Here is an 18,806-nt window from a genome sequence, read left to right as displayed (position 1 = left end):
CCTTGGTGAAAAATTTGCACACAAGTTGGTGGAACATACGAACGAGCGGTCATCGCGCGACATGACGGCTCAATCGCGTTTCCAGCCGAGTCTGCCCGAAACCGAGGACCAGGCAGATCGCCCAGTAGTAAAGCGCCGCGACACCATAGAGGGCGAAGAAATCGAAGGTCGGGGCGGCCGCGATCTGCGCGGTCCGCAGCAACTCGGTGACCAGAATGGTCGAGGCGAGCGAGGTGTCCTTCACCAGCGAGATCAACGTATTCGACAGCGGTGGCACCGCGATCCGCGACGCCTGCGGCAGGATGATCAGCCGCATCATCATCGGATACGACATGCCGAGCGCCTGGGAAGCCTCCCACTGCCCGTCGGCCACGCTCAGAATCGACGCGCGCACCACCTCCGCCGCGTAACCACCGACATTGAGACTGAAGGCGATCACCGCCGCCGGAAACGGGTCGAGCACGATGTGGAACTGCGGCAGCGCGTAGAAGACGATGAACAGCTGCACCAGCAGCGGCGTACCCCGGATGATCGAAATGTAGAACCGGGCGGCCGCCTGGACCGGCCACACCGGTGACATCCGTGCCAGAGCCACGAGCAGCGCAATGGCCAGACCGATGACGAAACTGACAGCCGTCAGCGGAATGGTCTTGGTGATCGTGGCCTGCAACATCGGCCACAGGTTGTGCCAAATGAGTTCCCGCGTAGCGGCATCCATGGCAGGGCGCTGCTACTTGCTGATGTCGGTGCCGAAGTACTTCTCGGAGATCTGGGCCAGTTTGCCCTCGGCGCGGAGTTGATCGAGCGCCTTGTTCACCTCGGCGACCAGCGCGTCATCCTTGCGGGCCGCGAAAGCCTGGTGGCTGGTTTCACCGGTCTTGCCCGACACCTTCACGCTGGTGTCGCCGGTCTTCTTGGTGTACTCGGCAACGGCGAGGGTGTCATTGACGGTGGCGTCGACGCGGCCGTTCTTCAGCAGCTGGATGGCCTGCACGAAACCTTCGACCGCTTCGACTTTCGCGCCTGCGCCGGTGGCGACCTTGCTCCAGTTGCTGGTGGCCGACTGAGCGCAGGTCTTGCCGTTCAGGTCGGCGAGAGTGGTGATGCCGTTGTTGTCGGTGCGCGTGACGATGACGCCCTCGGAGGTGGTGTACGGCTGCGACAGCGAGTACTTGGCCTTGCGCTCATCGTTGACAGTCACCTGGTTGGCCACCAGATCGAAGCGCTTGGACTCGAGGCCGGCGAAGATCGCGTCCCACGGTGTCTGCACGAACTCGACCTTCTTGCCGAGCTTGTCGGCAACAGCCTGCACCACCTCGATGTCGTAGCCGGTGAGCTTGCCGTCGGAGCCCTGGTAGCTGAACGGGGAGTAGGTGCCCTCGGTGCCGACCTTGATCACGTTCGGGTCGTCACTGCTGCACGCGGAAAGCCCGGTGGCGGCGACGATGGCGAGCATGGCGGCGGCGAACAACTTGCGACGCACGAAATCCCTCTCTTCGGTGCGTGGAGTGTCCACACACAACACACAGATCGACCGACGTTACGCCGGGATCGTTTCGAGGAACAGTATCGCGATCATGGTAATCGGAACTGGCTTTAGCACCCGAAATACCTGTCGGGCCGCCGCACCGGTGCGGTGCGGCGGCCCGACAGGGTGAAAAGGCGTGCTCAGTCGCGCAGTGGACGGCCGTCGCTATCGGGCACCTTGCCCACCAGCATCATGATGCCGTCGACCAGCGGCCAGATGCCACCGATGCCACAGGTCAACCAGGTGACCGCGATCTGCGCGATGGCGATGCCGGTATAACCGGTGTAGAAGCGGCCGACACCGAACGCGCCGAGGAAGATCTGCAGCAGCCCCGCGATCAGCTTCTGCTTATCCGAGAAGGGCACACCGAACTGGTCACGCCCGTAGGGCGCTTCCGGATCGTTCGGGTTGTATCCCTGTGTCTGCTGGTACGGCGCGGGTGGGTAGCCACCCGGCTGCCCGTAGCCACCCGGCTGCCCGTAGCCCCCCGGCTGCTGCTGTGCGTACGGGTCGGCGGGCTGACCGAACTGCGGCTGGCCGTACGGATCGGCCTGCGGGTACTGCGGCTGGCTCGGGTCCGCCGACTTGTTCAAGTCCGGCCCCGTACCGGGCGGGCCGTACTGCGGTCCTGGGTTGTAAGGGTCGGTCACTAAATGTCCTCCTCATTTGTGCGGGCACCCTGTGCTGGCCCCCGGCCGTGCGATCTGCCGAGCGAGCAACTGCCGCGACGATCACGAGACATTCTTGCCGGAACCGACATGATTTGTCGCGCTGGCGAATCGGCCACGGCCGTCCGGCGACCGAGGTTGCTCGTCTCGGTAGATATCGCGGACAGTGCCCGCGATGTTGCCGTGCGCGCAGAATTGGGGGCTACTTCTGCTCGGCGGCAGTGTCCTTCTGCTCCACAGCAGTGCCGGTAGTCGGCGCCGCGGGCGATTCCTGGTCGGCGAACCGATCCGGCTCGGTGGACTTCTCGCAGCTGGCGGACTCAGTGGACGGGATGTCCTTGGCTGCGTCGGTTGCCTTCTCGGGCTCCGCAGTCTGCTCGGACTTGTCCAACTCGACGGCGTTGTGCGAATCGTCTGCCGTGATCGCCGCCGCATCCTTGTCGGCGTCGCCGTCGGTGTCCTCTGTCGATTCCGTGTCCTTGTCGGTCACCGCGTCCCGCTGCGGCGCCGCGTCCTCGTCTGTCGCCGCGGCATCGGAGGTCTCGGCCGTCGCCTGCTCCGCTGCGGCAGCGCGCAGGGCGGCGATCTGCCAAGGCCACGGGCGCGATCCGGTGCTGGGTTGCAGCTGCTCGGCGGTCTCACGGCCCTTCGTCGCGAGGACGAAATAGGCGACGGCGGCCAGGAATACCAGGGCCGAGGTGAACGAATTGATCCGGATGCCCGCGATCTTGGTGGCCTCGTCGGCGCGCATCAGCTCGACGAAGAAGCGGCCGACGCAGTAACCGGCAACGTACAGCGCGAACAGCCTGCCGTGGCCGATTCGGTAGCGTTTGTCGATCTGCACCAGCAACACCACGATCAGCAGGTTCCACAGCAATTCGTAGAGGAACGTGGGGTGCACGACCTTCTCGACGACGCCGGTGGAGACACCGTTCATCGGGTCGAGCTTGCCGTCGTCGTCGAAGCGCAGGTAGATCTCCAGGCCCCAGGGCAGGTCAGTCTCGCGCCCGTACAGTTCCTGGTTGAAGTAGTTGCCGAGGCGGCCGATGGCCTGCGCCAGCAGGACCGGGGGGGCGATCGCATCACCCAAGGCGGGCAATGGGATTCGGTAGACCCGGCAGCCGATCCACGCACCGACACCGCCGAGGAACACCGCACCCCAGATGCCGAGGCCGCCCTGATAGATCTTCAGCGCATCGATCGGATGGCCGTCGGCGCCGAAGTACTTCTGCCAGTCGGTGGCCACGTGATATAGCCTGCCGCCGACGAGGCCGAAGGGCACCGCGAACATCGCGACATCGAGGATCGCGCCGGGCTGCCCGCCCCGTTCGCGCCAGCGCCGCTCGCCCCACCAGATGGCGATGACGATGCCGAGGATGATGCACAGGGCGTAGGCCCGGAGCGGAAACGGCCCGATCTGCCACACACCCTGCGCGGGACTGGGGATGTAGGCCAACACATCAGCGGTGACGCCACCATTGCTCAGGACGCTGTCTGCGAGGACTCGTAAGGTCACGGGGCCAACCGTAGCGGAGCGTTATGTGCGACGTTGCCACCACCACACCGCGGCGCCGATGCCGAGGCTCAGCAACCCAGCCCCGATGGCCGACAGCGCTTCGACAACGACCGGCTCGGTCCGGGTCAGCGCCGCAACACAAGGTGCGAGAACAAAGAATACGAGCAGGCTCGCCACCACGGGTCGCGGCGAAGGCGACCGCTTCGGTGCGCTCATGCTTGTTCATACGATGGCGCGAGTCAGGCGGTTCAGCGCTGCTTGTCCGATCGGACACCGGGCGCTGACTGCAGCACCGAACTGTCGGTGCTGCAGCGAAGCTCACGAGCGGCACGGCTCACTCGTGGCGGTGCGGCAGCGGCCGGTCGAGCGGCCCGATGCAGTGTGTCAGGAAGCGACGGTCGCGGACCGGACGCCCTCGGCCAGTTCCTCGGTCAGCGCGCGCACCGCGTCCAGCCCCTCGGCGGCGGCGCTCACCAGCGCCGAGCCGACAATGACACCATCTGCGTACGAAGCGATTTCGGCCGCTTGCGCACCCGAGCGCACGCCGAGACCGACGCCGATCGGGATATCGGAATGGGACCGAATCCGCGCACACAGCGCGGGCGCCGCGGAAGACACCACATCGCGGGCACCGGTGACACCCATGGTCGACGCCGCGTAGATGAACCCTCGGCTCGCTTCCAGCGTCTTCACCAGGCGTTCCTCGGTGGAGGACGGCGCGACCAGGAAAATCCGATCCAGGTCGTGCGCGGCCGAGGCGACGAACCAGTCGTCGGCCTCGTCCGGGATCAGATTCGGGGTGATGATGCCTGCCCCGCCCGCCGTGGCCAGATCGCGCGCGAACTTGTCGACCCCGTACTGCAGCACCGGGTTCCAGTAGCTCATCACGACGGCCTTGCCGCCCGCCGCGGTGATCGCCTCGACCACCGAGAACACGTCGCGCACCCGGACTCCGCCGCGCAGCGCCTGCTCGGCGGCGGCCTGGATGGTCGGCCCGTCCATTACCGGGTCGGAGTACGCGACGCCGACTTCGACAATGTCGCAACCTGATTCGACCATGGCACGGACGACCTCGATGGATCCTGCGAGGTCCGGATAACCCGCGGGCAGATAGCCGACCAGCGCGGCGCGGTTCTCGGCGCGGCAGGCGGCGAAAGTGTTGGCGAGGCGGGACTGCTGACTCATTCGACGCTCTCCTTGTCGGCGCCGGGTTCGTCGAAGAGCCCGAACCATGTCGCCGCGGTGTCCATGTCCTTGTCGCCACGACCCGACAGGTTCACCAGGATGATCGCGCCCTTGCCCAGTTCCTTGCCGAGCTGCAGCGCACCGGCCACCGCGTGCGCGGACTCGATGGCCGGGATGATGCCCTCGCAGCGGCTGAGCAGCAGCAGCGCGTCCATCGCCTCGGTGTCGGTGATCGGTCGGTACTCGGCGCGCCCGATGTCCTTGAGGTAGGCGTGCTCCGGGCCGACGCCCGGGTAGTCCAAACCCGCAGAGATGGAGTGCGATTCGATGGTCTGGCCATCGTCGTCCTGCAGCAGGTACGAGTAGGCGCCCTGGAAGGCGCCGGGCGTACCGCCGGTGAAAGTGGCCGCGTGCCTTCCGGTTTCGACGCCGTCACCGGCCGCCTCGAAGCCGATCAGCCGGACGCCGGCATCGTCGAGGAAGGGGTGGAAGATGCCGATCGCGTTGGAGCCGCCGCCGACACAGGCCACGACCGCGTCGGGCAGCCGTCCGGTCGAGGACTGCACCTGGGCGCGAGCCTCCAGGCCGACGACGCGCTGGAAGTCGCGCACCATCAACGGGAATGGATGCGGGCCCGCTGCGGTGCCGAAGCAGTAGTACGTGTCGTCCGCGTTGGACACCCAGTCGCGCAGCGCCTCGTTGATGGCGTCCTTGAGGGTTTGCGAGCCGGTGGTCACCGACACCACCGCGGAGCCGAGCAGCCGCATGCGGGCCACGTTCAGCGCCTGCCGTGCGGTGTCGACCGCGCCCATGTAGATGACGCATTCGAGGCCGAGCAGCGCGCACGCGGTGGCGGTAGCGACGCCGTGCTGGCCCGCACCGGTTTCCGCGATGACCCGTGTCTTGCCCATTCGCTTGGCGAGCAGTGCCTGACCGAGCACATTGTTGATCTTGTGCGAGCCGGTGTGGTTCAGGTCCTCGCGCTTGAGCAGAATGCGGGCGCCACCGGCATGCTCGGCAAGCCGGGTGCACTCGAAGACCGGCGAAGGCCGGCCGGTGTAGTCGCGCTGCAGCCGGTCGAGCTCGTCCAGGAACGAGGGGTCCAGCCTGCACTTCTCGTACTCGGCGGTGACCTCCTCGATCACCGCCATCAGCGCCTCGGGGACATGCCTGCCGCCGTACACGCCGAAGTGTCCGCCGACGTCGGGCTCGTGGGCGCTCTTGTGCGCGACGCCGGCGCTGGCCTGCGGTAATGCCGTCACCACTGTCACCGGCCCCGCCGCGCGGGCTTCGGGCAGGACGGGTGGGTGCCCGCGGTCACCAGCTCGGAGACGGCGGCGCGGGGATCGCCACTGGTCACCAGGCCCTCGCCGACCAGCACGGCATCCGCACCCGCACCGGCATAGGCCAGCAGGTCGCCGGTGCCGCGGATACCGGACTCGGCGATCCGGATGACCTCGGTGGGCAGGCCGGGCGCGATACGCGCGAACACGTCCCGATCGACCTCGAGCGTCTTGAGGTTGCGGGCGTTCACGCCGATCACCGAGGCGCCCGCCTCGAGTGCGCGGTCGGCCTCTTCCTCGGTGTGCACCTCGACGAGCGCGGTCATGCCGAGCGATTCGGTGCGGTCGATGAGCGAGGACAGCACGTCCTGCTCGAGTGCCGCAACGATCAGCAGGATGACATCGGCACCGTGCGCGCGGGCCTCATGGATCTGGTACGGCCCGACGACGAAATCTTTGCGCAGGATCGGGATGGTCACCGTGGCGCGGACGGCATCGAGGTCGTCGAGCGAGCCGTGGAAGCGGCGACCTTCGGTCAGCACGCTGATGATGCGCGCGCCGCCGTCTTCATACGCCTTGGCCAGACTGGCCGGGTCCGGGATGTCCGCGAGCTCCCCCTTGGAGGGGCTGGCCCGCTTGACCTCGGCGATGACGCCGATGCCGTCCTCGAGGAGTGCGGCGCGGGCGTCCAGCGGCGAAGGCGCCGCCGCGGCCGCGGCCTTGATTGCCTGGAAGTCCAGGAGGGCTTCCCGAGCGGCGACATCCGCGCGGACCCCGTCGAGAATCGAGTCGAGTACCGTCATCTGGCTCGAATCCTTTCTGGGGAGACGCAACTTGCTGCCTGAGAATCCCCTCAGGCGCTGTCTCACCGATGCTGACAAAGAATAAATGGCTGCTTGCGGCGCTCTTGCGCCGGGGTTTGTCGGAACCTGCCCAGACACTTCACTCGGCATGTTTGCCCTGATCATCACGCGGCGAACCGGCCTCCTCGGTCGGGTCGGTGCCCGCGTCGAGCGCGTCCCACAGCACACGCTCGGAAAGCTGTCCCGAGGCCGAATTCGCCCCGGCGGCAGCGTCTTCCGCCCGTCGCTGCGTCACCTGTTCGGTGGCGGCAGCCCGCCGGAACACCGGGTTGTCGTATTTGCCGGACAGTTGCGCGGCCTCCTGGGGCATCCTGGCGAGCAGTACACCGGCCGTAAAAGCCGCCAGCGCACCCAGCAGCGCGAGCACCGCGGGGAAAGGCGCCGTGACCACCTCGGTGACGGTTGCCCGGCCGGGTAGTTCGGCCAGGGTGCCGGCGCGGGCCGCCGTCGCGCCGGACTTGGTCAGCAGGGCGAAGGCCGGTACTGCGGTCACCGCGGCGACCAGGCCGATCAGCACCCCGACCATCCGGCGCAGCCAGCCACGAGTAGCGAGCACTGCCGCGATCGCGGCGAGCAGCACCAGCGCCAGCGGGGTCAGCGCGCCGAACCAGACACCGCCGTTGAGATGGTCGGTGCGCGGCTCGGTGAGCCCGTCCGTGGACGACACCGTCACCCAAGTCAGCCGCGACGAACCCCAGAGCGCGGCCGCGGCGATCGCCAACAACACGATCGCGCCGATCGGGTACTTGCGCCGGGGCGCGGCCACATCGACCGCGATCGCCTCGGCATCGGTCCCCTCGTCGTTCTGATCCGCTGCACTCATCCCGCGCTGCCGTTCTCGCTTCCCGGCTCGGTGCCGTATGCCCGAACCGTCTTCGCGGCCGCGACCGCCTTGAGCACCGCCATCGCCTTGTTCCGGGATTCGACATCCTCATAGTCGGGATCGGAGTCCGCGACCACGCCCGCACCCGCCTGAACATAAGCGGTGTCGTCCTTGAGCAGCGCGGTGCGAATGGCAATGGCGGTATCGGCGTCGCCCGCGAAATCCAGATAGCCGACAACACCGCCGTACACGCCGCGCCGGGTCGGCTCCAGTTCTTCGATGAGTTCCATCGCGCGCACCTTCGGCGCGCCCGACAGCGTGCCCGCCGGGAAACAGGCGCGCACCGCGTCCAGCGCGATCTTGCCGGGCGCTAGTCTGCCGTGCACGGTCGACACCAGGTGCATGACGTGGCTGTAGCGCTCGATCTGCCGATACTCGGTGACCCGCACAGTGCCCGGCTGACACACCCGGCCGAGATCGTTGCGGCCGAGATCGACGAGCATCAGGTGCTCGGCGTTCTCCTTCTCGTCGGCGAGCAGCCCCTTCTCCAGCAGCAGGTCGTCCTCTTCGGTGGCGCCGCGCCAGCGGGTACCCGCGATCGGATGTGTCGTCGCCACACCGTCCTTCACGGTGACCAGGGCTTCCGGGCTGGAACCGACGATGGAGAACGCGGTGCCGCCCGCGCCGTCGGGGATGTGCATCAGATACATATACGGACTCGGGTTCGAGGCGCGCAGCATGCGGTACAGATCGATCGGGGCGCCGTCGTAGTCCATTTCGAAGCGCTGCGACAGCACCACCTGGAAAGCCTCGCCCGCCTCGATCTCTTTGACGAGACGACGCACTCCGGCGCCGAACTCCTCGGAGGTGCGTTTGCGCCGATACTGCGGCTCGGGCTGGTCGAAGACCGACACGGTGGACTCCGACGGCGCGGCGAGCGCGTGGGTCATCCGATCCAGCCGGGCGACCGCGTCGTCATAGGCCTCGTCGACCCGCTCGGCGGTGCCGTTCCAGTTGACCGCGTTGGCGATGAGGGTGATCGCGCCCTCGTGGTGGTCGAATGCCGCCAGATCGGTGGCGAGCAGCAGCACCATCTCCGGCAGTTCCAGATCGTCGAGGGCGAGGCTGGGCAGCCGTTCGATCCTGCGCACCGCGTCATAGCCGAGGTAGCCGACCATGCCCCCGGTCAGTGGCGGCAGGCCGGGCAGCCGCTCGGTCTCGAGCAGTTGCAGGGTCTCGCGCAACGCGACCAGCGGATCGCCACCCGAGGGCGCGTCGACAGGGATGTTGCCGAGCCAGGCGGCCGCGCCGTCGACGACGGTCAGCGCCGACGGACTGCCCGCGCCGATGAACGACCAGCGCGACCAGGAGCGTCCGTTCTCCGCGGATTCGAACAGGAAGGTGCCGGCCCGATCGCCGGCCAGCTTGCGATAGGCCGACAGCGGAGTTTCGGAGTCCGCCAGCACTTTTCGGATCACCGGAACCACCCGATGTTCCGCGGCGAGCTGGTGGAACTGTTCGCGGGTCGTGGTGGTGGGAGTGGACGCGCCAGGCATTGCTCCATCATCCCAGGCCGCTATGACACCGACTCAGCCGCCCTTCGCGGGCCCAACCGGCCGTAAACCAGCCGTCCGGTTCGCACGCGAATTCCGGGGCTGTGGGCGGCGTCACTACACTCGCTGCGTTCCATGTCGCACGCGGTATCCACTTCGAGAGGAGACAACTGATGTACCCCTCGCAACCGGTTACGCCGGAGGGTCGGCACACTGCCGGATCGGGCACATCCCAGCGAATGGTCGGCCTGAGCTCGATGGGCAGATCCCAGAACTCCACACCGCTGAACGCGCTAGCGTCCTTCGTCACCTATGTGAAGGCCTTGGAGGCCCTGGACAAGCACCACTTTCCGGACGAGTACGCCATCCACAGCGACCGCATCAAGGAACTCGAGCCGCTGCTGCGCGCGCACGGCATTCTCGATGTCATGGAGATCAAGAACCCCGAGATCGCCGCACTCATCGGCGTATAGCGACCGAATCTACCGTCCCCGTCATCCCAGGCTTCTCCTGTCGATCCAGCGAAAGCCGGAATACGACTCGTACACCCCGCCGCGTACAGGGCGACATGGGGCGAAAGCACGGGTGGCGGGGATCTGGGCAGGCATCGTGGCACCCCGAACCGACGCATCGCCCGGTACTGTCGCCGATATGAAGATAGGCCAGCTCGCACCGCAGTTCGAGCTCCCAGATCAATCCGGCACACCACGTTCGCTCGACGCCTTGCTCGCGAACGGCCCCGTGGTGCTGTTCTTCTATCCCGCCGCCAATACTCCGATCTGCACGGCCGAGGCCTGCCACTTCCGCGATCTTGCCGCCGAATTCGCCGCGGCGGGCGCCGCGCCGGTTGGCATCAGTGCCGACAACGTCGACACCCAGGCCGGATTCGCGACCAAGCAGAATCTCGGCTATCCCCTGCTCTCGGATGTCGAGGGCACCGTCGCCGCGCAGTTCGGCGTCAAGCGCAGCCTGCTCGGCAAACTCTCGCCGGTGAAGCGGCACACCTTCGTCATCGACCCTGATCGCACCGTCCGCAAGATCATCACCGGTGAGTTTCGGGCCGATGTGCATGCCGACGAGGCGTTGAAGTTCCTACGCGAACGCGTCTAGTAAGCCGACCGACGCCGAATATTCGAGACGGCCGTCTCGAAACGCCGAGTCGATGATCACATCACCACAGATGGCCCGGCCTACGCTGAATTCATGACTTCGAGCGAGGTTCGGCCGGACGGGCAGAAATCCACGCCGGCCACGTGGCGCACGAGGATTCTCGGCGGCCTGGCGGTCATCGCCGTGCTGGTCGTCGCCTACTTCATCCTTGCCGCCTTCATCCCACGGTGGTGGGCCCAGCGCATCGCAGAGCTGGTGAGCGGCAGTTTCAGCAAGGGCATCGGCTGGGGTCTCGTCTTTGGCGGATTGTTCACGGCCATACCGCTTTTCCTGATGTTGCTGGCGGCACTCGTGTGGCGTCGCCGCGCGGGCAAGGTGATCGCGGGCGCGGCAGGCGGGCTCGCGGTGATCGCCGCGATCCCGAATCTCATGACGCTGAGCATCGTGCTCGGCGGCAACAGCGCCGCCCACGCCGGGCAGCGGATTCTCGATGTCGATGCGCCCGCCTTCCGAGGCGCGTCATTGGTCGGCGCCATCGTCGCACTGGTCGTCTTCCTGCTCGTGGTGTTCGTCGTCGTCCGGCGCGGATGGCGGCGCAAGCATCCCGCTAAGCCGGTGACGTCGACTCCGCCGTCCCAGTCCGCCGCGCCCGGGTCACCGAAGCTCACCCAGAAAACGACACCGACACGCCACGATGGCATGTGAGTGACCTCACGTCACGCAGCAACTTCATGACGGTCGAGCGAAGTCGTGGCAAACTCATTGTCGCGAGTGACTGTGAATATGACTTTCAATAAATCGCTAGACTCACTAACAAAACACGTCACTTGGCTCGAAAGAAGGCAACCAGTGACGAAGTGGCTCGATCCCGTCGAACAGCGAGCTTGGCGTGCGATCGTGGCGCTCATGACCCGCCTACCAGGCGCGTTGGACACCCAGTTGCAGCGCGAGTCCGGGATCACGCACTTCGAATTCTGGGTGCTGACCCTGCTGTCCGAAGAACCCGGCCACCGATTGCAGATGAGTGATCTGGCCCACAACGCAAATGCATCGCTATCGCGATTGTCGCATGTCGTGTCGAAGATGGAGCGGATGGGCTGGGCCGAGCGGTCAGCGACCATCGGGCGACGCGGTGTGCAGGCCGTTCTCACAGACACCGGCTATTCGAAGGTGGTCGAGGCAGCTCCCGGCTATCAGGATGCCGTGCGCCGGCTGGTGTTCGATGGTCTCGATCCGCATCAGACAGCACAGCTGGCCGACCTCAGCGAAGTGCTGTCGACACAGCTGGCCGATGCATTGAGTCACGGTGATGCTTCGCCCTCCACCGAGGACCGAACCGAGCAGCCGCCGACGTCGTAGCACCGGCCGTCTGCCGATCTGCCCGAGAGCGGACGCGGACAGTTCGTGCCGTGTTCCCGACGAGTGGCGACTCAGGACTTATCGGCGAGCAGCACGTCGGAGTCGAAGCAGGTGTGCGTGCCGGTGTGACAGGCCGCGCCCTCCTGGTCGACGACCAGCAGAATGGTGTCGCCGTCGCAGTCGAGGCGGACCTCGTGGACGTACTGGGTGTGGCCGGAGGTCTCGCCTTTGACCCAGTACTGCTGACGCGAACGCGAATAGTAGGTCGCCTTGCGCGTTTCCAGCGTCCTGGCCAGGGCTTCGTCGTCCATCCAGGCGACCATCAGCACATTGCCGCTGCCGCGCTCCTGCGCGACCGCGGACACGAGGCCCGCGTCATTGCGCTTGAGCCGGGCGGCAATGGCAGGGTCGAGAGTCATGCCACCGTTATACAGGGGCAGGGCCCATTGCTCGGCACGCGCCTGCGCTGTGGGCCGAGGCTTTACCGGCACTATCCGGCTGAGACAGACGAGTTACGGCGCAGCGCCTCGGCGACACCGTCCGGCGCGTCGAGTGCGGCGGTCAGGGGTTTTCCGGTAGGTCCCCCGCGCCGCCCGATGGCGCGCACGGCCCTCGTCGAGTTCGTAGATGTCTCAGACAAGGAGAGCAACGACGATGATGATGACGATCAGCGCCACAATGCCGAGGACGACCAATGCCGTTCCCCCCGAACCGGAGCCGGGCGGTGTCTGGTGGCCATACGGCGGCGGGCTCGCCGAGAAACCAACGGGTTGCCCGGTGGGAGTGGGGTATCCGGGCGCGGCCTGAGGCTGCGGACCTGGGTTGTGCGGATTCAGGGGAAGCTGGGGGCTCGGGTGGGGCTGTGAGCCCTGGTAGGGCTGCGGATGAGGCTGCGAGGTCTGCATGCTCGGATAGGGCTGGGAGCCCTGCGAAGACTGCGGGCTCGGATAAGGCTGCACGCTCGGATAGGGCTGCGAGCCGCGGGAGGATTGCGGGCTCGCATATGGCTGCACGCTCGGATGAGGCTGCGAGCCCTGGTAGGGCTGCGGATTCAGGTGCGGTTGCGCGCCTGCGGAGCCCTGCTGGCTCGGGTAGGGCTGCATGCTCGGGTAAGGCTGCGAGCCCTGAGAAGACTGTGGGCTCGGGTAGGACTGCGGATTCAGGTGCGCATGCTGCTGCGCGGGCGGGTGTTCGGGGATCGGCGCTGCGGTCGCAGCCGGGCCGGGCCGGCCTGTTACGGGCATCGCGTGGGGGGCCGACATATGCAGTGCTCGGTACACCGCCTCCGCGAACTCGGTGCAGGAGCCGTAGCGGTCGGTGGGGCGTTTGCCGAGGGCCCGGATCAGCACCTCGTCCAATGCCGCCGGCAGATCGGCGCGCCGTGCGGTGACGCGGGGCGGCGGGACTTGGAGGTGACCCTGGATCACCGCGGGCGGGCTCGGCGCTTCGAACGGCGCCGCGCCGGTCAGCAGCCAGTGCAGCGTGCAGGCCAGCGCGTACTGGTCCGCGCGGCCGTCCATCGGGGCACCGGTCAGCTGCTCGGGTGCGGCGTAAGCCAAAGTGGCGGTGAAGGTTCCGGTCAATGTCAGATGACCGGCGTCGTCGCGCAACCGGGCGATGCCGAAGTCGGTGAGAAATACCCGCTCCTGACCGCCGGTCGCGCGGGCGAGCAGAATATTGGCCGGCTTCACATCACGGTGCAGGACTCCGCTGCCGTGCGCGAAATCCAATGCCTTCGCGGTTTCGGCAACGATCTGGGCCGCCCGCGTCGCCGGCAGCTTGCTCCGATCGATCGTCGAGGCGTCGATGCCGTCGACGTACTGCATGGAGATCCACAGCTGCTCGTCCTCGACACCGCGATCGAACACAGTGACGATATTCGGATGGTCCAGCTGGGCGACCAGATCTGCTTCGCGTTCGAACCGGGCCCTGATCTCGTTGTCGCTGAACAACTCCGGGTTGAGCAGCTTCAAGGCCATCGAGCGCGGCAACCGCGGATGCCCGGCCAGATACACCGACCCCATGCCGCCCTGGCCGAGCAGGCGTTCGATGCGGTATCCAGCGAACAGCTCACCTTCACCCAGCACGCCGTTCCTCCGATCGCAGACCTTGATCGAGCAGCAAAACCCTAGCTCGAGGCATTGCCCATAGCCAGGTCGGCAAAACCTACCTGACGACGATGCCCTCGGTCCGCATGGCGCGTTTGACCTGTGGGATGGTGAGGTCACCGAAGTGGAATACGCTGGCGGCCAGCACCGCATCGGCGCCCGCGTGCACGGCCGGGGCAAAGTGCTCGATCGCGCCGGCTCCCCCGCTGGCGATCACCGGCACCGTCACCGCGGCGCGCACCGCGCGGATCATGGGCAGGTCGAAGCCCGCTTTGGTGCCGTCGGCGTCCATCGAGTTGAGCAGGATCTCCCCGACGCCGAGTTCCGCGCCGCGCACGGCCCATTCGACAGCGTCGATGCCCGTGCCGCGCCTGCCGCCGTGCGTGGTGACCTCCCAGCCCGACGGGGTGTCGGCCCGGCCCGGCGGGACGGTGCGGGCATCCACCGACAGCACGATGCATTGGGAACCGAACCGCTCCGACATTTCGCGCAGTACCTCCGGCCTGGCGATGGCGGCGGTGTTGACCGAGACCTTGTCCGCGCCCGCGCGCAGCAGCCGGTCGACATCCTCGACCGTGCGCACCCCACCGCCGACGGTGAGCGGGATGAAGATCTGCTCGGCAGTGCGCGTCACCACATCGATCATGGTGCCGCGGTCGCTCGTGGATGCGGAGACGTCGAGGAAGGTCAGCTCGTCGGCGCCCTGGAGGTCGTAGGCGGCGGCCAGTTCGACCGGATCGCCGGCATCACGCAGGTTTTCGAAGTTGACGCCCTTGACCACCCGGCCCGCATCGACATCGAGACACGGAATCACGCGTACGGCCAACGTCATCGGCTCACCCTTCCTCGGAAACTACAAGTACTGCTGCGGCTCATGCTTCGTCGGCGACCGTGCAGATCATGTCCAGGAGTTCTTCGTGGACCCCCGGCGCGGCGGCGAGCACCGAACCCGAGGTGATGGTCCACGGCTCGCCTGCCAGATCGGTCACCACGCCACCCGCGGCGCGCACCAATGCCACGCCCGCGGCGTTGTCCCAGGGATGGTGCCCGAACACGATCGCGCCACCCAGCACACCGGACGCGGTGAACGCCAGGTCGATACCCGTCGAGCCGTGCATCCGCACCCGCGAGGACAACCTGCTCAGCGGGCCGAGCAGATCGAAGCGGAAGCGACCGGGGATGCGCCCGTTGGAATCCACGTTGAACGCGCCGAATCCGATCATCGCCTCGGCCAGTTTGCCGCGCGGCAAGGGCGGCAACGGCTTTCCATCGAGCAATACCGGACCGCCGGACATGGCGGCGTACCGCCGGTCGAGTACCGGCAGCCAGGTCAGCCCGAGCAGTGGTTCGCCGTCGTGCACCAGCGCGAGCAGCATGCCCGAAAGCGGATGCCCGGCGGAGTAATTGAAGGTGCCGTCGATCGGATCGAGCACCCATGCGGTGCCGGAGGTCAGCTGCGGGCCGCCGAATTCTTCACCGTGCACCTCGATTCCGGTCTGCTGCTCGAGCCGCGCCGAGATGGTGCGCTCCAACTCCAGATCGAGTTCGGTGGCGAAGTCGTTGCGGCCCTTGGCAACCGCGCTCGGCGCGCCGACGCCCTCGACGAAGCGCGCACTGGCGGCATCGAGGATCTCGCTCGCGAGAGCCAGCAGAGACGAAAGTTCGGAATTCGAGCGGGCGGCAGCCATCGGGTCGCAGGCTCAGCGCACCGCGGCCAGCGCCTCGGGCAGCGTGAAGCGGCCCGCGTACAGCGCCTTGCCGACGATCGACCCCTCTACACCCTCGGGCACCAGCTCGGAGATCGCGATCAGGTCCTCGATGGTCGACACGCCGCCCGAGGCGATGACCGGCGCGTCGGTCGCGGCGCAGACCTCGCGGAGCAAGTCCAGGTTGGGGCCGGTGAGCGTGCCGTCCTTGGTCACATCGGTGACGACATAGCGGGTGCAGCCGTCGCGTTCCAGGCGCTCGAGCACCTCCCACAGGTCGCCACCGTCGCTGACCCAGCCGCGACCGCGCAGCCGGTGCTCACCGTCGATGATGCGCACGTCGAGGCCGACGGCGATACGCTCGCCGTACTTGGCGAGGGCGCGGGCGCACCACTGCGGGTCCTCCAGCGCGGCGGTCCCGAGGTTCACGCGGGCGCAGCCGGTGCCGAGTGCGGCCTCGAGCGATTCGTCGTCACGGATGCCGCCGGACAGCTCTACCTGCACATCGAGCTCGCCGACTACCTTGGCGAGCAGTTCCCGGTTGGAGCCACGCCCGAAGGCCGCATCGAGATCGACCAGATGCACCCACTCCGCACCGGCTTCCTGCCACGCCAGTGCCGCATCGCGGGGCGAGCCGTAGTTGGTTTCGCTGCCCGCCTCCCCCTGCACGAGGCGCACGGCCTCACCATTGGCGACATCGACAGCAGGTAGCAGCACAAGACTCACGCCAGCAGCTTAGTTGCTTGCTCCGCGCCCCCCACCTCCGGCCTGCGGATATGTGCTCGGAGATCACCCACCCGAGCAATCTCCCCGCAGCTGCGGCCTGGGTGTCGGATGGTCGTCGATCAGACGGCACGTGCAGTATGGCAACGCTGGTCACCCGCGCCAGCAGCAGCGGCGGCGCGCGACTCGATACAGCCGGTCGTCGAGAAGGGAGCGGCGATCATGGGCAAACAGAATCGGCGACGCCGAACCGGGCGGGCGGCGCGCACCGACGGTCCGGCGCTGGACGCCACCGCAGTGTCATCGGATCCAGAGCGGATCGCCGACGCGATCACGGCGGCGGCCGTGGCGTCGGCGCAAGGTAATGCTGTTGCGGTGCAGCGCTTCATCGAACAGCTTGCCGGCTCCGGTCCGTTGACGTATGAGCTGGCGGACGGCGTGCGACTGGCTGGTCAGCGCATCGTTGATCGGGTCTTCCGATACGGCTGGCTGCCGATGGACGTCCATCAGGTGGCTCGTCGGCGCGTCGACGAGTTCGCGGTCGGCTATCTCACCGACGTGATGGCCGCCCACCTCGCGCCTTTCGCGCCCGAGCTGGTGGATGAGACCTGGCGCGCCCAGCTCGACGAGCTGGCGGCCCGCACGTGGTGGGCGGGAGCGCAACCGCATCTCATCCAGTGGGCGACCCGTCAACTGCTGAGCAACACCGAAGCGGTGACGACTGTCGTGGCGGCGCTCGCGCTGCTGGTCGGGCTGCCGAAGTTGGAACTGATTCGGCCGTTGCCCGGCTCGGCGAATGTGCACCCGGCCACGCACCACGGCGTCGACGAGAAGGTGCTCGGCCGCGTCCGCGGCCTGCTCGCGAAGGCGGAGTCGACCTCGTTCCCCGAGGAGGCCGAGACCCTGTCGGCCAAGGCTCAGGAACTGATGACCAAATATGCCCTCGACCGCGTGCTCGTTGATGCGGACACCGCTGTGCCCGATCTGCCCGGTGCCCGCAGGATCTGGCTGGACACCCCCTATGTGGAAGCCAAGGCGCTGCTCGTCGAGGTGGTCACCCGAGCCAACCGATGCCGCGCGATCTTCGTCGCGGCGTGGGAGTTCATGACCGTGGTGGGCGAGGACAGCGATCTGGACGCCGTCGAACTGCTGGCGACGTCCCTGCTCGTACAGGCGACCAGGGCGATGATCGCCACCGGTAACCAGACCATTCGCAGCGACGAGTCGCGGTCGCGTGCCTTCCGCAAGGCGTTCCTCACCGCGTACGCCACTCGGATCGGTGAACGACTCGCGGCGGCGAACGAGAGCACGATCGCCGAATCCGCCGACCCCGCACGGCTGCTGCCGGTGCTCGCCTCCCGTCAGCGGACCGTGGACGAGGCTTTCGACACCCTCTATCCCGCGGTGCGCAGCCGTGGCATCACGATCCGCAGTGCCGAGGGATGGGAAGCGGGGCTCGAGGCCGCCGACCGGGCCCGATTCCAAGGCCACTCTGCGAAGCGCTAACCGGGCCGATCAGCCGCATATGCGAAATACCCTCTCCCCCACAGTGTTTCAGTAGCACCGGCCTCGCCTCAGTGCTGCCCCGACAAACCTGCGCAACCGCAGTCGCGCACAGAATATTGCCTGGTGAGCTCGTACCCGCGTCCGCCGGACTCGCATCGCAGCACCTCGAGGCGCGGACACCGGAGGGGAAGATGCCGGCGATCGTGCTCACCCGCGCGCGTGATCGTCGAGGATCTTGGTCAGCAGACGGACCAACTCGGCACGCTCTGGGCTCGAAAGAGCGGCGAGGAGTTCATCCTGGGCACCGTCGAGTCGCTGATCCAGCTCCGCAAGATGACGAGTGCCCGCTGCGGTGAGGGTGACTGTATTCCGGCGGCGGTCGGCAGGATCCGGGCTGCGCTCGACGAATCCACGCTCGGCCAGGTCGTTGAGCGCGGCGACGATGTCGCTGCGATCAATGCGGGTGCGTCTGCCCAGATCGGCCTGACTGGCCGGGCCGAATTCCCGCAGGGCGACGAGCAGGGCGTAGTGGTGGCGGCGCGATCCCGTGGTTTCCAAGGCCCGCTCGGCCGCCCGGTCGGCCACGATGGCCACCTGGTTGACCAGCCTGGTCGGGAGGGTGCGCAGCCTGCGCGGTGCACCTTCGTGCGCGATGTCCATCCGGCCAATCTAGCAACACTTGTTGGCTGCACCCACGATCTGATAACGTTGGCGCCACCAACATTGGATTTACCAACATATATTTCGAAAGGACTCTCAATGACCGTGTCAAGCCGTGGTGACCACCGATGCCGGGTTTTCGGCGCTGAATTCGCGTCCGTCGCGCAGCAGTGCCCACAAGACATCGACCAGCCGTCTGGCCAGCGCTAGCAGGG

Annotated in this window: 20 protein-coding genes and 1 pseudogene; 5 read left to right on the top strand and 16 right to left on the bottom strand. The window is 67.1% G+C overall.

What is annotated here, in order from left to right; all coding sequences use genetic code 11:
• Positions 1-49: 49 nt before the first annotated feature.
• The 10 genes and pseudogenes from ACLMAL_RS20170 to ACLMAL_RS20125 form a co-directional block, all read right to left on the bottom strand.
• Positions 50-718 carry an amino acid ABC transporter permease gene (locus tag ACLMAL_RS20170; RefSeq protein WP_412000495.1) on the bottom strand — a complete coding sequence of 223 codons (669 nt, stop codon included), beginning with the start codon at positions 716-718 and terminating at the stop codon, positions 50-52.
• 12 nt (positions 719-730) lie between these two features.
• Positions 731-1,483, bottom strand: coding sequence for an amino acid ABC transporter substrate-binding protein (locus ACLMAL_RS20165; RefSeq protein WP_412000494.1), 753 nt, complete (start codon positions 1,481-1,483; stop codon positions 731-733).
• Positions 1,484-1,668: 185 nt separating this feature from the next.
• On the bottom strand, positions 1,669-2,178 hold the full coding sequence (locus tag ACLMAL_RS20160) for a TM2 domain-containing protein (RefSeq protein WP_412000493.1): 510 nt from the start codon (positions 2,176-2,178) through the stop codon (positions 1,669-1,671).
• 418 nt (positions 2,179-2,596) lie between these two features.
• Positions 2,597-3,682, bottom strand: a pseudogene (gene lgt / locus ACLMAL_RS20155) (prolipoprotein diacylglyceryl transferase); the annotation flags it as partial.
• A 51-nt stretch (positions 3,683-3,733) separates the two neighbouring features.
• Positions 3,734-3,928: a hypothetical protein gene (locus tag ACLMAL_RS20150; RefSeq protein ID WP_412000492.1), complete on the bottom strand. Its 195-nt coding sequence runs from the start codon at positions 3,926-3,928 to the stop codon at positions 3,734-3,736.
• 168 nt (positions 3,929-4,096) lie between these two features.
• Positions 4,097-4,897, bottom strand: a complete 801-nt coding sequence (gene trpA, locus ACLMAL_RS20145) for a tryptophan synthase subunit alpha (protein ID WP_406238042.1) — start codon at positions 4,895-4,897, stop codon at positions 4,097-4,099.
• Positions 4,894-6,168, bottom strand: a complete 1,275-nt coding sequence (gene trpB / locus ACLMAL_RS20140) for a tryptophan synthase subunit beta (RefSeq protein ID WP_412000491.1) — start codon at positions 6,166-6,168, stop codon at positions 4,894-4,896. The genes trpA and trpB overlap by 4 nt, the downstream gene beginning before the upstream one ends.
• Positions 6,165-6,983, bottom strand: a complete 819-nt coding sequence (trpC, locus tag ACLMAL_RS20135) for an indole-3-glycerol phosphate synthase TrpC (protein ID WP_328411591.1) — start codon at positions 6,981-6,983, stop codon at positions 6,165-6,167. The genes trpB and trpC overlap by 4 nt, the downstream gene beginning before the upstream one ends.
• Positions 6,984-7,122: 139 nt before the next feature.
• Entirely contained in the window at positions 7,123-7,866 is a 744-nt protein-coding gene (locus ACLMAL_RS20130; RefSeq protein WP_412000490.1) for a TIGR02234 family membrane protein, read from the bottom strand.
• Positions 7,863-9,422 (bottom strand): anthranilate synthase component I, encoded by a 1,560-nt coding sequence (locus ACLMAL_RS20125; RefSeq protein WP_412000489.1) that lies wholly within the window; start codon positions 9,420-9,422, stop codon positions 7,863-7,865. Before ACLMAL_RS20125 ends, ACLMAL_RS20130 begins: the two co-directional genes overlap by 4 nt.
• A gap of 170 nt (positions 9,423-9,592) precedes the next feature.
• Here ACLMAL_RS20125 and ACLMAL_RS20120 point away from each other — a divergent pair, with 170 nt between their 5' ends.
• The 4 genes from ACLMAL_RS20120 (at position 9,593) to ACLMAL_RS20105 (ending at position 11,888) form a co-directional block, all read left to right on the top strand.
• Positions 9,593-9,892, top strand: a complete 300-nt coding sequence (locus tag ACLMAL_RS20120; RefSeq protein WP_412000488.1) for a hypothetical protein — start codon at positions 9,593-9,595, stop codon at positions 9,890-9,892.
• A 178-nt stretch (positions 9,893-10,070) separates the two neighbouring features.
• Positions 10,071-10,529 (top strand): peroxiredoxin, encoded by a 459-nt coding sequence (locus ACLMAL_RS20115; protein ID WP_412000487.1) that lies wholly within the window; start codon positions 10,071-10,073, stop codon positions 10,527-10,529.
• Positions 10,530-10,622: 93 nt separating this feature from the next.
• Positions 10,623-11,234 carry a permease gene (locus ACLMAL_RS20110; RefSeq protein WP_412000486.1) on the top strand — a complete coding sequence of 204 codons (612 nt, stop codon included), beginning with the start codon at positions 10,623-10,625 and terminating at the stop codon, positions 11,232-11,234.
• Positions 11,235-11,378: 144 nt separating this feature from the next.
• Positions 11,379-11,888: a MarR family winged helix-turn-helix transcriptional regulator gene (locus tag ACLMAL_RS20105; protein WP_412000485.1), complete on the top strand. Its 510-nt coding sequence runs from the start codon at positions 11,379-11,381 to the stop codon at positions 11,886-11,888.
• A gap of 71 nt (positions 11,889-11,959) precedes the next feature.
• Here the strand turns inward: ACLMAL_RS20105 and hisI are convergent, their stop codons facing one another.
• The 5 genes from hisI to priA form a co-directional block, all read right to left on the bottom strand.
• Positions 11,960-12,307 (bottom strand): phosphoribosyl-AMP cyclohydrolase, encoded by a 348-nt coding sequence (hisI, locus tag ACLMAL_RS20100; protein WP_406238026.1) that lies wholly within the window; start codon positions 12,305-12,307, stop codon positions 11,960-11,962.
• 213 nt (positions 12,308-12,520) lie between these two features.
• Positions 12,521-13,975: a protein kinase domain-containing protein gene (locus ACLMAL_RS20095; protein ID WP_412000484.1), complete on the bottom strand. Its 1,455-nt coding sequence runs from the start codon at positions 13,973-13,975 to the stop codon at positions 12,521-12,523.
• Positions 13,976-14,054: 79 nt separating this feature from the next.
• On the bottom strand, positions 14,055-14,828 hold the full coding sequence (gene hisF, locus ACLMAL_RS20090; RefSeq protein ID WP_412000483.1) for an imidazole glycerol phosphate synthase subunit HisF: 774 nt from the start codon (positions 14,826-14,828) through the stop codon (positions 14,055-14,057).
• Between the two features lie 40 nt (positions 14,829-14,868).
• Positions 14,869-15,684, bottom strand: coding sequence for an inositol monophosphatase family protein (locus ACLMAL_RS20085; protein WP_328411573.1), 816 nt, complete (start codon positions 15,682-15,684; stop codon positions 14,869-14,871).
• A gap of 12 nt (positions 15,685-15,696) precedes the next feature.
• On the bottom strand, positions 15,697-16,428 hold the full coding sequence (priA, locus tag ACLMAL_RS20080) for a bifunctional 1-(5-phosphoribosyl)-5-((5-phosphoribosylamino)methylideneamino)imidazole-4-carboxamide isomerase/phosphoribosylanthranilate isomerase PriA (RefSeq protein ID WP_328411571.1): 732 nt from the start codon (positions 16,426-16,428) through the stop codon (positions 15,697-15,699).
• Positions 16,429-16,647: 219 nt separating this feature from the next.
• Here priA and ACLMAL_RS20075 point away from each other — a divergent pair, with 219 nt between their 5' ends.
• On the top strand, positions 16,648-17,931 hold the full coding sequence (locus ACLMAL_RS20075; RefSeq protein WP_412000482.1) for a DUF2786 domain-containing protein: 1,284 nt from the start codon (positions 16,648-16,650) through the stop codon (positions 17,929-17,931).
• 207 nt (positions 17,932-18,138) lie between these two features.
• Here ACLMAL_RS20075 and ACLMAL_RS20070 read toward each other — a convergent pair whose 3' ends face one another.
• Complete coding sequence (locus ACLMAL_RS20070) at positions 18,139-18,591, bottom strand: MarR family winged helix-turn-helix transcriptional regulator (RefSeq protein ID WP_412000481.1); 453 nt, start codon at positions 18,589-18,591, stop codon at positions 18,139-18,141.
• Between the last annotated feature and the right edge of the window lie 215 nt (positions 18,592-18,806).

This window comes from Nocardia sp. CWNU-33, from assembly GCF_046764895.1.
Classification (GTDB): Bacteria; Actinomycetota; Actinomycetes; order Mycobacteriales; family Mycobacteriaceae; genus Nocardia.
The sequence above is the reverse complement of the archived record's forward strand: the minus strand, read 5'-3'. Positions and strand labels throughout refer to the sequence as shown.